We start from the raw sequence: 13,526 nt of genomic DNA on the forward strand, positions 1-13,526 counted from the left end.
TGTTAATATGCGACACTAGCTCAGTTGGTAGAGCGCAACCTTGCCAAGGTTGAGGTCACGAGTTCGAACCTCGTGTGTCGCTCCAATATATAGCCCTCATCGTGCTTAACGGTGACGAAATGCGACACTAGCTCAGTTGGTAGAGCGCAACCTTGCCAAGGTTGAGGTCACGAGTTCGAACCTCGTGTGTCGCTCCAATATATAGCCTTCATCGTGCTTAACGGTGACAAAAGCGACACTAGCTCAGTTGGNTGCTTAACGGTGACAAAAGCGACACTAGCTCAGTTGGTAGAGCGCAACCTTGCCAAGGTTGAGGTCACGAGTTCGAACCTCGTGTGTCGCTCCAGTTTCTTTTTTATAAATGAAAGCAAAGCCTTCATCATCAACAAAGATGAAGCACTCGGACGCGGGGTGGAGCAGCTTGGTAGCTCGTCGGGCTCATAACCCGAAGGTCGTCGGTTCAAATCCGGCCCCCGCAACCAAATACAAGACGATAGATTGAATGCTTATTTATTAGCACAATCCTAAGTCGTCGACGGATGCGCCGCTTGATTCAATTCCTGCTTCTCGCAACCAATCACATCGCTCTTTTCATAATGCTGCGAAGCATGAATCCCCAAAAACTAAATTTTATCCGCATCATATGATGTCGGACGATTTCGTTTGTGTTTAAAACACGATATGAATCGGCTGGCGTACAAGCATGATGAGGTTCTGCATGTTTTATCTACTTTAATTAACAGAGTTATCCACATACGTCGTTCTGTGGATAAGTTAGTTGATAAAGTGTTTTTAGCTTGACTTTTTGCGATGGAGAAGAAAGATCTTTTCGCTGAAGGAAAGTCGAAATAATAACGAAATATTGATTAAGTCTTTGTTAAATAAGAGAAAAATAAGTTTTTTGTCGGATCGGATACGTTAAAATACGATCATTAACTGGTATTTTTTTGATCCTAGTCATTTCTCCAAGCTGTGTTTAACTTTTTTCTGCTAGCTTGTTTTTCTTGAATCTCAAATTTTTTTCCACATTACAAAATTGAGAACAAGGTCATGAATTGAACATGTAAAAGTGCTTTCAATCTCTTGCATATAGACTACGCACTATGCGTCTCTTGGTAGCCCCTTCTCGACGATTCTTATTAAGCGCTGCTTTTTCGTCTCTGTAGATGCTTTATTCTCAATGGGGAGTTGATTCAGTTGCTCGGCCAAAGCCCATTTGATGTGTTCATCAAGTAATTTATTTTCACCTTGTCGACTTTCTAACGCATCAATGACTCGTTGACTGTATTCTGCATTACCAAGTGCGACAGCAATATTACGCAGCCACTGTATATGACCAATGCGACGAATAGCGGAGCCTTCCATATTTTTTAGAAAAGTCGCTTCATCCCAGTTAAACATGTCTACGAGATCCGGGTTTTTGAAACTATCGCGACGATGGAAATCACTCTGCTCCGTTATGTCGGCGTAGCGATTCCATGGGCAAACCAATTGGCAGTCATCACAGCCATAAATGCGGTTACCCATTGGCTTGCGAAACTCTTCAGGGATCACGCCATCGAACTCGATGGTGAGGTAAGAGATGCAGCGTCTAGCATCAACAACTTTGTCTTCAACGATGGCTTGTGTTGGGCATGAGGTAATGCATGCTTTACATTTACCGCATTGATCAACGCTTGGCTCGTCAACGGGAAGTGGCAAGTCGATAAGTAACTCGCCTAAAAAGAACCACGAGCCACAGTCTTGATCTAAAATCAGGGAATGTTTCCCTGTCCAGCCTAAGCCTGCTTTTTGGGCGAGTGGTCGCTCCAATATTGGTGCGGAGTCGACGAAAGGTCGGTAACCATACTGACCAACTTCTTGTTCAATAAGTTTGCCAAGTTTATTCAGTTGTTTTCTGACGAGCTTGTGATAATCACGCCCTAATGCATAGCGACTAATATAGGCATGATTTTTATTCGCTAGGTTCGAAGCGAATTGTGCTTCTGGTGGTAGGTAGTCCATCCGAACGCTGATCACACGAACGGTTCCCGGGAGTAGCTCATTGGGTCTAGCTCGCATCATACCGTGACGAGCCATCCAGTCCATTGAGCCGTGATAGCCTGCATCGAGCCATTTTTGCAGTGCGGCTTCATGCTCACTCAGATCAATGTCGCAGATCCCAACTTTTTGGAAGCCGAGCTCTTTTCCCCAAATTTTGATTTGTTGTGCGAGTTGTTCGTAGTTCATGCTAACCACCGGAATAAAAGGGGGGCGGATCTTAACGGATCTCTGGCTTTGGTGCTACCCAGTTAGAGACGTTTTTGATGCTGTGAATACTGCTTATTGAAGTCATTTGCATATATTCTAAATCTAGGTCGATACTAAGGTGATTAAGATACCGTTCCTTGGATACTTTTTTCGCACATATGACATTTGAAAGCTTGTCTCTCAAAACCAACACGGTTTACTATTCCTGTTCTTTTGATTTTTATATAGTCAACGATCATTAGTTAGAGAAGCATCAATGAGCACGAAACAATTCAATTTAAAAGATGAGCACGAAACGGTTGCACTAGGTACCGCTCTGGCTCACCTTTGTTCGCAACAAACCACAATTTATCTGCATGGTGATTTGGGTGCAGGTAAAACAACCTTTAGTCGTGGTTTTGTCCGTGCTCTTGGCCATCAAGGTAACGTGAAAAGCCCAACTTATACTCTAGTCGAACCGTATCAGTTGGATCAGTGGCAAGTGTACCATTTCGATCTTTATCGTCTTGCGGATCCTGAAGAGCTTGAGTTCATGGGGATTCGAGATTACTTCACAGATGATGCAATTTGCTTGGTTGAATGGCCTGAAAAAGGGCATGGTTTGTTGCCACAACCGGATCTTGATGTGAACATTCGCTACCAAGGTGAGCAGCGTGTAGCCGAACTAACAGCTAATAATGATTATGGTGTGCAGTTACTCAGTCGATTGGAGCTATGTTGAGTTTTTCAAATTTTAGAGTAGTGGCGACGTTTGTCGCCACTTTTCTCCTTCTCATCCCCAATTTAGCATTTGCTAACGTCGTTAAGAGTTTTCGAGTTTGGCCTTCTCCTGATGAAACGCGTGTTGTCATCGATTTAGGCTCGGAAGCTGACTATTCCTATTTCTCTTTATCCGGACCGGATCGTCTTGTCGTGGATTTAAAAAGCACGACCATGCAGGCCAAACTGCCTGTTACTGTTACGGACAGCCCGGTTTTAAAGCTAGTTCGAAAAAGCTCTCCGCCAGAGAAGGGCACCTATCGTTTGGTGTTTGAACTGAAAAAGAGCGTTCAAGCGGAATTGTTTAAATTAAGCCCAACACCTGGCGGGCAATATGGTCACCGTTTGGTGATTGACCTGCCGCACGGTAAGAAAGCATCGACTTCAGCCTCTAAACCGAGCAAGCCAGCGGCGACCAGTAAAGACATGAGTTCAGTACAACGAGCTCAAGAAGTCTTGATCGTTATCGACCCTGGTCACGGTGGTGAAGATCCTGGCTCTATTGGCCCTTCACGCCGTAAGTATGAAAAAGATGCAGTATTAAGTATTTCACGAAAAATTGCTGCTCAGCTCGATGCTACGCCTGGGATTAAAACGCGTATGACACGTACCGGAGATTACTTTGTGAATCTAAACCGTCGTGTAGCCATTGCCCGTGAAAATGATGCGCACTTACTGATTTCCATTCACGCTGATGCGTTTACATCACCGAAGCCTCGCGGAGGTTCGGTTTTCGTGCTGAATACCCGTCGTGCAAATACTGAAATTGCTCGCTGGGTTGAGAACCATGAGAAACAATCTGAAATATTAGGTGGTTCGGGTAATGCGTTCTTCACTAAAACCAAAGATCGTAACGTGAACCAAACTTTGTTGGACTTGCAGTTTAGTCATTCACAAAAAGAAGGGTATAAGCTGGCAACAGAAATCCTTGGTGAGATGGGGCGTGTTGCGCACCTGCATAACACCAAGCCGATTAATACTAGCCTTGCTGTTTTACGCTCTCCGCAGATTCCGTCTGTATTAGTGGAAACGGGCTTTATTTCTAACCCAACAGAAGAGCGGTTGCTGTTTCAACGAGCGCACCAAGATAAGTTAGCTCAGGCGATCACCAAGGCGGTCGTTAAGTACTTAAAAGATAATCCACCAGAGGGTACGGTATTCTCGCCTTCAGCGAAGCCAATGGTGCATACCGTAAAACGTGGCGAGTCGTTATCGGTGATTGCGAATAAATATGGGCTTAGCTCTAAAGCGCTGATGTCGGCAAACAACTTGAAGTCGACTGGGTTGGCAATTGGTCAGAAGCTCAAAATCCCTTCTGCTGGCACGATTAAAGTGCCAAGTAAACCGATTACTGTTGAGACAGAAACCATTATTCACAAGGTTAAGTCAGGTGAGTTCTTAGGTAAGATCGCGAGTCACTATAAAGTGAAGGTTTCAGATATCCGCCGTGAGAACAACTTGAAGTCAGATACCTTGTGGGTAGGACAAAAGTTGAAGATAACCGTCGCTGTCAAAGATAAGCCGATCCGTAAGCACAAAGTTTCTCGAGGTGAATACCTTGGTAAAATAGCGTCCAAATACGGAGTCAGCGTTTCGAGCATTCGTAAAGCGAACAACTTACGCTCTGATCAGCTGGCGGTTGGGCAAGTTCTTATCATTCCAAACAAGTAGGTGAGCTTTTAACTCATTATGACGATTAAAATTTTGCCAGCTAGACTTGCAAACCAAATCGCAGCTGGGGAAGTGGTCGAAAGACCCGCCTCTGTGATTAAAGAACTGGTTGAAAATAGTCTTGATTCTGGCGCAACTCGAATCGATATTGATATCGAGAAAGGAGGCGCAAAGCTGATTCGTGTTCGTGATAACGGCAAAGGTATCGCGAAAGATGAACTCGGCTTGGCGCTCAGTCGTCATGCTACATCTAAGATACATACCTTGGATGATCTTGAAGCCATCATGAGTCTAGGTTTTCGCGGTGAAGCGTTAGCCAGTATTAGCTCAGTCTCGCGTTTGACGCTCACATCGCGTCCTGCGGCACAAGAAGAAGCCTGGAGTGCCTACTCCGAAGGGCGTGATATGCAGGTGAAGCTTAAGCCTGCAGCGCACCCGATTGGTACGACTGTTGAGGTGTTGGATTTATTTTTTAATACTCCAGCGCGTCGCAAATTTCTTCGTACGGAGAAAACCGAATTTGCTCATATTGATGAGTTATTGAAACGTATTGCGTTAAGTCGCTTTGATGTCACCATCAGTGTGCGTCATAACGGCAAGATCATCCGTCAATATCGCGCGGCGAAAAATCAGCTTCAAACTGAAAAACGTATTGCAGCTGTCTGCGGTAATGCGTTTGTGCGGCATATGCTCAGAATCGAGCTTGAGCATCAAGGGTTAAAGCTACATGGTTGGATTACCACTCCAGAGGGAGCAAGGCAGCAAAGCGATTTACAGTATTGCTATGTGAATGGCCGAATGATGCGTGACAAATTAATCAATCACGCGATTCGTCAAAGCTATGAAATGAGCTTAAAGCCAGATCAGTTCGCTGCCTATGTGCTCTTTATTGAGTTAGACCCGCACCAGGTAGATGTGAATGTTCACCCCGCTAAGCATGAAGTGCGCTTTCACCAAGCTCGCTTAGTGCATGATTTCATCTATCAAGCTTTGGCGGATGCACTTGCGCAAAGCGCCGTGATTGATAAACCACAGGTTAATGAATCCGCATTTCATCGTGTGGAACCGACTGAGTCCGAAGAGGTTGAGCATTCGCCTGAGCCTGAAAAAGTGCAAAGGCCAGCATCTTCACCAGTTCCAGAGCGTGTTTATCAAGCGATAGAAAGTGCACCGGCTTATCCTGGACGCAGTGATTATGAAGTCAAACCTCGCGATCGCAGTCCTAGGGATACATCCGTGCGAGAAGCTCGCGTTGCGGACTCGTTCAAGCGTACTGATTGGGTGGAATCCAAACCAGCACCAAAGCCGAATCACAATAAAGAGCGCCATGTTGAGCCAGCACCAAGCAAGCAAGAAGTGCGCGCTTATCACGAGTTGTTGAAAACGCCAGAGTTTGAGTCTCAACCCGTAACGCCGATAGAGCCCCAAAAGGCAACTGCGCATGCATCACTTCCATCGATTAATGCACTAGGCAAAGCGCTAGTGATGGTCGATGAGCAATTTGTTTTGATGAGCAGTGACAGTGGGGCGGCGTTAGTCTCGTTACCTAGAGCGGAATTTTATCGTGTAAAAGGGCAGCTCACTCCAAGCGATGGCGCGCTTAAAGCACAGCCTCTACTCGTTCCTCTATCTATTAAGTTAGAGGCCGAGTTAGTGAAGCTGGCTCAAGATTATCAACAAGATTTGGCGTTACTTGGCATTCAATTGAAAGCGAGAAATGAGCAAGCCTTAATGGTGATGGGCGTTCCCGCGCCGCTACGTCAACAAAACTTACAAAATCTAGTACCAGATCTGTTATCTTACGCGCAATCTTGTGTGAAGGAAGGTATAGCAACGGCTCAGATGCTGTCTGAGTTGATAGATTGGCTCGCATTGCAGGTCACGACAGTGAAGAGTCATTATACTTTTTCTGAAGCAATTCAAATTATTGCGGAACTTGAACAGCTAAGAGATGGTCAATTGCCATTAGAAGATACAAAATTTGTATCCGCTGTTGATTTCTCTGCCACGATAGCCAAATTAAAACCATGACAGATAAACTACCTTTGGCGCTATTTTTAATGGGGCCAACTGCATCAGGAAAAACTGAGTTGGCGATTCGTCTTCGTCAAAAGTTCCCGGTTGAGATCATCAGTGTTGATTCTGCTTTGATCTATAAAGGGATGGATATCGGTACGGCGAAACCGGATGAAAAAGAGTTAAGTTTAGCGCCTCATCGCTTGATTGATATTTTGGATCCGAGCGAATCTTACTCTGTAGCCGACTTTCGTCGTGATGCATTGAAAGCGATGGATGATATTGTTGCAGAAGGAAAAATTCCACTCTTAGTGGGTGGAACAATGCTGTATTATAAGGCGCTACTTGAAGGTTTATCCCCACTTCCTGCTGCAAATCCTGAAATTCGTCAGCAAATTGAACAAGAAGCATTGACTAAAGGTTGGTCAGTGTTGCACGATGAACTCAAAGAGGTTGATCCTGTGTCAGCAGCGAGAATCCATCCCAATGATCCCCAACGTTTATCTCGGGCATTGGAAGTTTTTCGTATTTCAGGTAAAACTTTGACTGAATTGACTCAAACGAAAGGTGAAAGCCTGCCATACCGAGTCAAGCAGTTTGCAATAGCTCCCAAGGATAGGGCAGAACTTCACCGTCGAATTGAACTTCGTTTCGAAAAGATGATGGAAGCGGGCTTTGAAGAAGAAATGAAAGCGCTACATTCGCGAAAAGATCTTCACCCCGATCTTCCTTCCATACGATGCGTCGGTTACCGACAGATGTGGGAGTATTTAGATGGGGAGTGTACACGTGACGAAGCAGTATTTCGTGGCGTATGCGCGACTCGTCAATTGGCCAAGCGTCAAATCACCTGGTTACGCAGCTGGGATGACTTAACTTGGTTGGATAGCGAGAACATTGAACAGGCATTAGAAACGATGTCGGAAGCAATAGCATCTGATTGACATAGCTGTGTATAATGTGATCGTTTTTGCGTGAACGCACTCTCAAAGGATCTGTTGTTGGCGGTTTTTATACTATGCTGCTAATTACTTAGAGTGCATTTTGGATTCGTTTAGCTCAGATGCAAAAGCAGTATCTTTTGCATTGCACCACTAGCTAAATAATTACAACTACAAATTAAATAAGGAAAATAAAATGGCTAAGGGGCAATCTCTACAAGACCCATTTCTAAACGCGCTACGTCGTGAGCGTATCCCGGTATCTATCTACCTTGTGAATGGTATTAAACTACAAGGTCAGATCGAATCGTTCGATCAATTTGTGATCCTGCTGAAGAATACTGTTAACCAAATGGTGTACAAGCACGCGATCTCAACAGTTGTGCCGGCTCGTCCAGTGAGCCATCACAGCGGTGAACGTCCACAAGGTGAGCGTCCACAAGAGAAATCAGAAGATTAATTCTTCATCGAGTATTTTTAAAATAAGGAGTTGATTGCTTGTTTGACCGTTATGAATCCGGTGAGCGAGCCGTACTTGTTCATATCAACTTCACGCAAGAAGGTGAATGGGAAGATCTGGCTGAGTTCGAAATGCTGGTTTCTTCTGCTGGGGTAGAGGCGCTACAAGTGGTAACTGGTAGTCGTCAATCCCCACACCCGAAATACTATGTCGGAGAGGGTAAGGCCCAAGAGATTGCTACTGCGGTACAGTCGACAGGTGCCGAAATTGTGATTTTTAATCACGCCCTCTCTCCTGCCCAAGAACGTAACCTCGAAGCACTGTGCCAATGTCGAGTTCTCGACCGCACTGGTCTTATTCTCGATATCTTTGCTCAACGAGCTCGAACACACGAAGGTAAGCTACAGGTAGAGCTGGCTCAACTTCGTCATATCTCTACTCGTTTGATTCGTGGTTGGACGCACCTTGAAAGGCAGAAAGGGGGTATCGGTTTACGTGGCCCGGGTGAAACCCAGCTGGAAACCGACCGTCGCTTATTGCGTGACAGAATCAAAGCCATCCTGCGACGCTTAGACAAAGTAGCGAAGCAGCGTGAACAAGGGCGCCGCGCCCGAAATCGAGCTGAAATCCCAACGGTTTCACTTGTGGGTTACACCAACGCGGGTAAGTCGACACTCTTCAACCGTATTACAGAAGCTGGCGTGTATGCCGCTGATCAACTATTTGCTACTTTGGACCCGACTTTACGTAAGATAGAGTTAGCAGATGTTGGGCCTGCCATTTTGGCTGACACGGTTGGTTTTATTCGACATTTGCCTCACGACTTGGTTGCGGCCTTCAAGGCAACCTTGCAGGAAACGCAAGAAGCTGACATTTTGTTACATGTTGTTGATGCCAGTGATGAGCGTTTTCGTGAGAATATTCAAGCTGTTCATGAAGTACTAGAAGAGATCGATGCACATGAAGTGCCGACTCTGGTTGTCATGAACAAAATCGACAATCTAGATTCGCAGAAACCACGTATAGAACGAGACGAGGAAGGCGTACCTCGCGCAGTTTGGGTTTCAGCAATGGATGGGTTGGGCATTGATGTCCTGTTTGAGGCTCTGACGGAACGTCTGGCGTCACAAATGGTCGAGCATCAGTTGCGAATTCCTCCACAGTATCAAGGACGATTCCGTAGTACCTTCTTCCAAATGAAGTGTATTCAACGTGAGGAATATGACCAGGATGGTAACTTGTTGATCGATATTCGAATGCAGCAAGTAGATTGGTCTAGACTTGAAAAAAGAGAAGGGGCAGTTTTGACTGGCTTTATAGTCACTTAAAGGACTGCTACAGTATAACGTCATATCAAATGATGGAGCTTTCTAATGGCGTGGAATGAGCCTGGAAATAACAACGGCAACAATGGCCGCGATAATGACCCTTGGGGTAATAATAATCGTGGTGGCCAGCGTCCTGGTGGCCGAGATCAAGGTCCGCCAGATTTAGATGAAGTGTTCAATAAACTGAGTCAAAAACTGGGTGGCAAGTTTGGTAAAAAAGGCGGCGGTGGTTCTCCAATCGGCGGCGGTGGTGGTAGTGCAATTGGCTTTGGCGTGATTGCTCTTATTGCTGTTGCAGTTTGGTTCTTCGCTGGTTTTTACACCATCGGTGAAGCAGAGCGTGGTGTTGTGCTGCGTTTAGGTAAATACGATCGTATCGTAGACCCAGGCCTTAACTGGCGCCCTCGTTTTATTGATGAATACGAAGCGGTAAACGTACAAGCGATTCGTTCACTACGTGCATCTGGTCTAATGCTGACTAAAGATGAAAACGTCGTAACAGTCGCGATGGATGTTCAGTACCGAGTGACTGACCCGTACAAATACTTGTACCGTGTAACCAATGCGGACGATAGCTTGCGTCAAGCAACGGATTCTGCACTACGTGCAGTAATTGGTGACTCATTGATGGATAGCATTCTAACCAGTGGTCGTCAGCAAATTCGTCAAACTACGCAAGAAACACTGAACCAAATCATTGATAGCTATGATATGGGTCTGGTACTTGTTGACGTAAACTTCCAGTCTGCGCGTCCACCAGAGCAAGTGAAAGATGCGTTTGATGATGCAATCGCAGCTCGTGAGGATGAAGAGCGTTTCATCCGTGAAGCTGAAGCATACAAGAACGAAATTTTGCCGAAGGCAACGGGTCGTGCTGAACGTTTGAAGAAAGAAGCGCAAGGTTACAATGAACGTGTCACTAACGAGGCTCTTGGTCAGGTAGCACAGTTCGAAAAACTACTACCAGAATACCAAGCGGCACCAGGTGTAACGCGTGACCGTCTGTACATCGACGCAATGGAAGAAGTGTACTCAAGCACTTCGAAAGTGTTGATTGACTCTGAATCAAGCGGCAATCTTCTGTACCTTCCAATCGATAAGTTGGCGGGCCAAGAAGGTCAGGCAGACACAAAACGTAAATCGAAGTCATCTTCAACCTACGATCAAATTCAACTGGAGTCTGAGCGTACACAAGAAGACACTTCGAACACGCAGTCTCGTTCAACAGGTTCACGTCAAGGGAGATACTAAGAATGCGTAAGTTAATGATCCCTGTATTGGTAATCGCACTGGCATTAATGTTGATGTCTTTGTTTGTGATTCCTGAAGGTGAGCGCGGTATCGTGGTTCGATTTGGTCGTGTTCTTAAAGACAACAACGACATCACTCGAATTTACGAGCCTGGTTTGCATTTCAAGATGCCTCTGTTTGACCGTGTGAAACAACTTGATGCACGTATCCAAACGATGGATGGCCGTGCAGACCGTTTCGTAACGTCTGAGAAAAAAGACGTTATTATTGATACCTACGTGAAGTGGCGTATTGAAGACTTTGGTCGTTACTACCTAGCGACAGGCGGTGGTAATTCGCTAACGGCGGAGGCACTACTTGAGCGTAAAGTAACGGATGTGCTTCGTTCTGAAATCGGTGCTCGTGAAATCAAACAGATTGTATCTGGTCCACGTAACGATGATGTACTACCAGAAGATGCAAGTGCAGATGTTGTCGCAACTGAAGCGGCACGTGAAGCGCTTGAGATTGATGGTGAACGTGACCTAATTATGTCTGAAGTATTGAAAGACACGCGTGAAAGCGCGATGAAAGACTTGGGTGTTCGTGTTGTTGATTTCCGCATGAAGAAAATCAACCTGCCTGATGAAATCAGTGAGTCTATCTACCGTCGTATGCGTGCAGAGCGTGAGTCTGTAGCTCGTAAGCACCGTTCTCAAGGTCGTGAGAAAGCGGAAGTTATTCGTGCTCAAGCTGAGCTAGAAGTGGCAACCATTCTAGCTGAAGCTGATAAGACTGCTCGTGTAACACGAGGTGAAGCGGATGCAGAAGCAGCGAAGATTTATGCTGAAGCATACAACAAAGACCCTGAATTCTTTAGCTTCCTACGTTCGCTACGTGCGTATGAGAAGTCCTTCAGCTCTAAGAGCGATATCCTGGTACTTGATCCGAAGAGTGAGTTCTTCCAATACATGAACCAGTCGAAGGGCGGCATGGAGAAATAATCTCAGCGTCAAATGAAACAAAAGGCTCCTTAGGGAGCCTTTTTTGTATCTGATGCTAAGTGCTAGCTCATCATTATGGCGATTACGGCTCCAGCAACTACTAGGCAGCCACCGATGCGTCGTAGCTGATTGTTGGGCTGTTCACTTAATTGAGCCACCATATTCCGCCAACCGTTTGGAGCAATGAGTGGTCCAGTGCCTTCTACGATCAAGACGAGCCCAATCGCCAACCATATGGATTCAGACATACCGCTTTCCAGTCGAATAAAGAAAACTAAATACTATCAGTGATATGCTGATTTCAAAATGAGCAAAGCAGCAAGATGACATTCTGGTAGCAACTCTGTGAACAAAAAATGACTGCAAGAAGCGTGATTCGGTGCTAGAATCCATTTTTAACTAGCAATCAGACTTGGAAAGATGGGAAATAACGTAGTCGTTCTAGGCACCCAATGGGGTGACGAAGGTAAAGGTAAAATCGTAGACCTTTTAACTGAAGATGCAAAATACGTGGTACGCTACCAAGGCGGTCACAACGCAGGTCATACTCTCGTAATTGACGGTGAAAAAACCGTTCTTCACTTAATTCCATCAGGTATCCTTCGCGATAACGTAAAATGTGTTATCGGTAACGGTGTTGTACTATCACCTGAAGCTCTACTTAAAGAAATGAAACCTCTTGAAGAGCGCGGTATTCCAGTACGCGAGCGTCTTTTCATTTCTGAAGCATGTCCGCTAATTCTTCCTTACCACGTTGCAATGGACCAAGCTCGCGAAATCGCTCGCGGTAAAAAAGCTATCGGTACAACAGGTCGTGGTATCGGTCCAGCATACGAAGATAAAGTTGCTCGTCGCGGTCTACGCGTTGGCGACTTATTCGATATGGAATCGTTCGCTGAGAAGCTAAAAGAAGTCATGGAGTTCCATAACTTCCAACTAGTTAACTTCTACAAAGCTGAACCAGTAAGCTATGAAGCTGTGCTTGAAGAAGCAAAAGGCTACGCAGAGCTACTTACTTCAATGGTTATCGACGTAACTGATGAACTAGACGCAGCACGTAAGCGCGGCGATAAGATCATGTTCGAAGGTGCACAAGGTACGCTACTTGATATCGACCACGGTACTTACCCATACGTAACGTCTTCTAACACGACTGCTGGTGGTGTTGCTGCAGGTTCAGGTTTTGGTCCTCGTCACATCGGTTACATCTTGGGTATCGCGAAAGCGTACTGTACTCGCGTTGGTGCAGGTCCATTCCCGACAGAACTATACGATGGTCTAGATAAGCAAGATCCAATTGGTAAGCACTTAGGTGAAGTTGGCCACGAGTTCGGTGCGACAACTGGTCGTCTACGCCGTACAGGTTGGTTCGATGCTGTTGCTATGCGTCGTGCAATCCAAATCAACTCTGTATCTGGTTTCTGTCTAACTAAACTAGACGTACTAGATGGTCTAGAAGAGCTAAAAATCTGTACTGGTTACAAGATGGAAGATGGCTCTGTGCTAGAAGTTTCTCCGATGGCTGCTGAAGCATTCGAAAAAGCAACGCCAATCTACGAAACAATGCCTGGTTGGTCTGAGAACACATTCGGTGCTAAAGCGCTAGAAGATCTACCACAAGCGGCTCTTAACTACATCAAGCGTATTGAAGAGCTAACAGGTGTGCCTGTAGATATCATTTCAACAGGTCCTGACCGCAACGAAACTATCATCAAGGTTCATCCATTCGAAGCTTAATTGATAGTCGTTAAAGATTGCAAAAGCCGACTTTCTGTTATATATAGTAACTTAAAGGGTGTATAATGTGTATTAAGGCAGAGAAATCTGCCTTTTTATTGCATAGCCAACATCGTAGGCATATAGTGGA

At 45.5% G+C, this 13,526-nt stretch carries 11 protein-coding genes and 4 tRNA genes; 13 read left to right on the forward strand and 2 right to left on the reverse strand.

Annotation, left to right across the window (positions count from 1 at the left end):
- Positions 1-9 precede the first annotated feature (9 nt).
- The 4 genes from B7360_RS23875 (at position 10) to B7360_RS23890 (ending at position 482) form a co-directional block, all read left to right on the forward strand.
- Positions 10-85 (forward strand) — tRNA-Gly (locus tag B7360_RS23875).
- Between the two features lie 36 nt (positions 86-121).
- Positions 122-197: transfer RNA gene (locus B7360_RS23880), tRNA-Gly, on the forward strand.
- 73 nt (positions 198-270) lie between these two features.
- Positions 271-346: transfer RNA gene (locus tag B7360_RS23885), tRNA-Gly, on the forward strand.
- 59 nt (positions 347-405) lie between these two features.
- Positions 406-482, forward strand: a tRNA-Met gene (locus B7360_RS23890).
- Between the two features lie 619 nt (positions 483-1,101).
- Here the strand turns inward: B7360_RS23890 and queG are convergent.
- Positions 1,102-2,229, reverse strand: a complete 1,128-nt coding sequence (gene queG, locus B7360_RS23895) for a tRNA epoxyqueuosine(34) reductase QueG (RefSeq protein ID WP_085344839.1) — start codon at positions 2,227-2,229, stop codon at positions 1,102-1,104.
- 277 nt (positions 2,230-2,506) lie between these two features.
- Here queG and tsaE point away from each other — a divergent pair, with 277 nt between their 5' ends.
- The 8 genes from tsaE to hflC all read left to right on the forward strand — a co-directional run bounded on the left by tsaE (position 2,507) and on the right by hflC (position 11,659).
- Positions 2,507-2,971 (forward strand): tRNA (adenosine(37)-N6)-threonylcarbamoyltransferase complex ATPase subunit type 1 TsaE, encoded by a 465-nt coding sequence (gene tsaE / locus B7360_RS23905; RefSeq protein WP_005395381.1) that lies wholly within the window; start codon positions 2,507-2,509, stop codon positions 2,969-2,971.
- The gene (locus B7360_RS23910) at positions 2,965-4,680 is read left to right on the forward strand and encodes a LysM peptidoglycan-binding domain-containing protein (RefSeq protein WP_085344841.1); all 1,716 of its coding nucleotides are present in this window, start codon (positions 2,965-2,967) and stop codon (positions 4,678-4,680) included. Before tsaE ends, B7360_RS23910 begins: the two co-directional genes overlap by 7 nt.
- Positions 4,681-4,698: 18 nt before the next feature.
- The gene (gene mutL / locus B7360_RS23915) at positions 4,699-6,711 is read left to right on the forward strand and encodes a DNA mismatch repair endonuclease MutL (RefSeq protein WP_085344842.1); all 2,013 of its coding nucleotides are present in this window, start codon (positions 4,699-4,701) and stop codon (positions 6,709-6,711) included.
- Positions 6,708-7,640: a tRNA (adenosine(37)-N6)-dimethylallyltransferase MiaA gene (gene miaA / locus B7360_RS23920; protein WP_005395375.1), complete on the forward strand. Its 933-nt coding sequence runs from the start codon at positions 6,708-6,710 to the stop codon at positions 7,638-7,640. The genes mutL and miaA overlap by 4 nt, the downstream gene beginning before the upstream one ends.
- A gap of 193 nt (positions 7,641-7,833) precedes the next feature.
- Positions 7,834-8,097: an RNA chaperone Hfq gene (gene hfq, locus B7360_RS23925; RefSeq protein WP_005381379.1), complete on the forward strand. Its 264-nt coding sequence runs from the start codon at positions 7,834-7,836 to the stop codon at positions 8,095-8,097.
- Positions 8,098-8,135: 38 nt separating this feature from the next.
- Complete coding sequence (gene hflX, locus B7360_RS23930) at positions 8,136-9,425, forward strand: ribosome rescue GTPase HflX (protein WP_005381380.1); 1,290 nt, start codon at positions 8,136-8,138, stop codon at positions 9,423-9,425.
- A gap of 45 nt (positions 9,426-9,470) precedes the next feature.
- Entirely contained in the window at positions 9,471-10,676 is a 1,206-nt protein-coding gene (gene hflK / locus B7360_RS23935; RefSeq protein WP_005395374.1) for an FtsH protease activity modulator HflK, read from the forward strand.
- Positions 10,677-10,678: 2 nt separating this feature from the next.
- The gene (hflC, locus tag B7360_RS23940; RefSeq protein ID WP_005395373.1) at positions 10,679-11,659 is read left to right on the forward strand and encodes a protease modulator HflC; all 981 of its coding nucleotides are present in this window, start codon (positions 10,679-10,681) and stop codon (positions 11,657-11,659) included.
- Between the two features lie 62 nt (positions 11,660-11,721).
- Here hflC and B7360_RS23945 read toward each other — a convergent pair whose 3' ends face one another.
- Complete coding sequence (locus tag B7360_RS23945) at positions 11,722-11,907, reverse strand: DUF2065 domain-containing protein (RefSeq protein ID WP_085344843.1); 186 nt, start codon at positions 11,905-11,907, stop codon at positions 11,722-11,724.
- A 172-nt stretch (positions 11,908-12,079) separates the two neighbouring features.
- Between B7360_RS23945 and B7360_RS23950 the strand changes: the two genes are divergently transcribed.
- Complete coding sequence (locus B7360_RS23950) at positions 12,080-13,396, forward strand: adenylosuccinate synthase (RefSeq protein ID WP_005395372.1); 1,317 nt, start codon at positions 12,080-12,082, stop codon at positions 13,394-13,396.
- The last annotated feature ends 130 nt before the right edge of the window (positions 13,397-13,526 follow it).

The organism is Vibrio sp. ArtGut-C1 (assembly GCF_002105475.1).
Classification (GTDB): domain Bacteria; phylum Pseudomonadota; class Gammaproteobacteria; order Enterobacterales; family Vibrionaceae; genus Vibrio; species Vibrio diabolicus.

Excerpts from the sequence above, each read along its gene's own strand:
- queG (WP_085344839.1), bottom strand. The coding sequence starts at position 2,229 with ATGAACTACGAACAACTCGCACAACAAATCAAAATTTGGGGAAAAGAG.
- miaA (WP_005395375.1), top strand. The coding sequence starts at position 6,708 with ATGACAGATAAACTACCTTTGGCGCTATTTTTAATGGGGCCAACTGCA.
- B7360_RS23945 (WP_085344843.1), bottom strand. The coding sequence starts at position 11,907 with ATGTCTGAATCCATATGGTTGGCGATTGGGCTCGTCTTGATCGTAGAA.
- tsaE (WP_005395381.1), top strand. The coding sequence starts at position 2,507 with ATGAGCACGAAACAATTCAATTTAAAAGATGAGCACGAAACGGTTGCA.
- hfq (WP_005381379.1), top strand. The coding sequence starts at position 7,834 with ATGGCTAAGGGGCAATCTCTACAAGACCCATTTCTAAACGCGCTACGT.
- mutL (WP_085344842.1), top strand. The coding sequence starts at position 4,699 with ATGACGATTAAAATTTTGCCAGCTAGACTTGCAAACCAAATCGCAGCT.
- B7360_RS23910 (WP_085344841.1), top strand. The coding sequence starts at position 2,965 with ATGTTGAGTTTTTCAAATTTTAGAGTAGTGGCGACGTTTGTCGCCACT.
- hflC (WP_005395373.1), top strand. The coding sequence starts at position 10,679 with ATGCGTAAGTTAATGATCCCTGTATTGGTAATCGCACTGGCATTAATG.
- hflK (WP_005395374.1), top strand. The coding sequence starts at position 9,471 with ATGGCGTGGAATGAGCCTGGAAATAACAACGGCAACAATGGCCGCGAT.
- B7360_RS23950 (WP_005395372.1), top strand. The coding sequence starts at position 12,080 with ATGGGAAATAACGTAGTCGTTCTAGGCACCCAATGGGGTGACGAAGGT.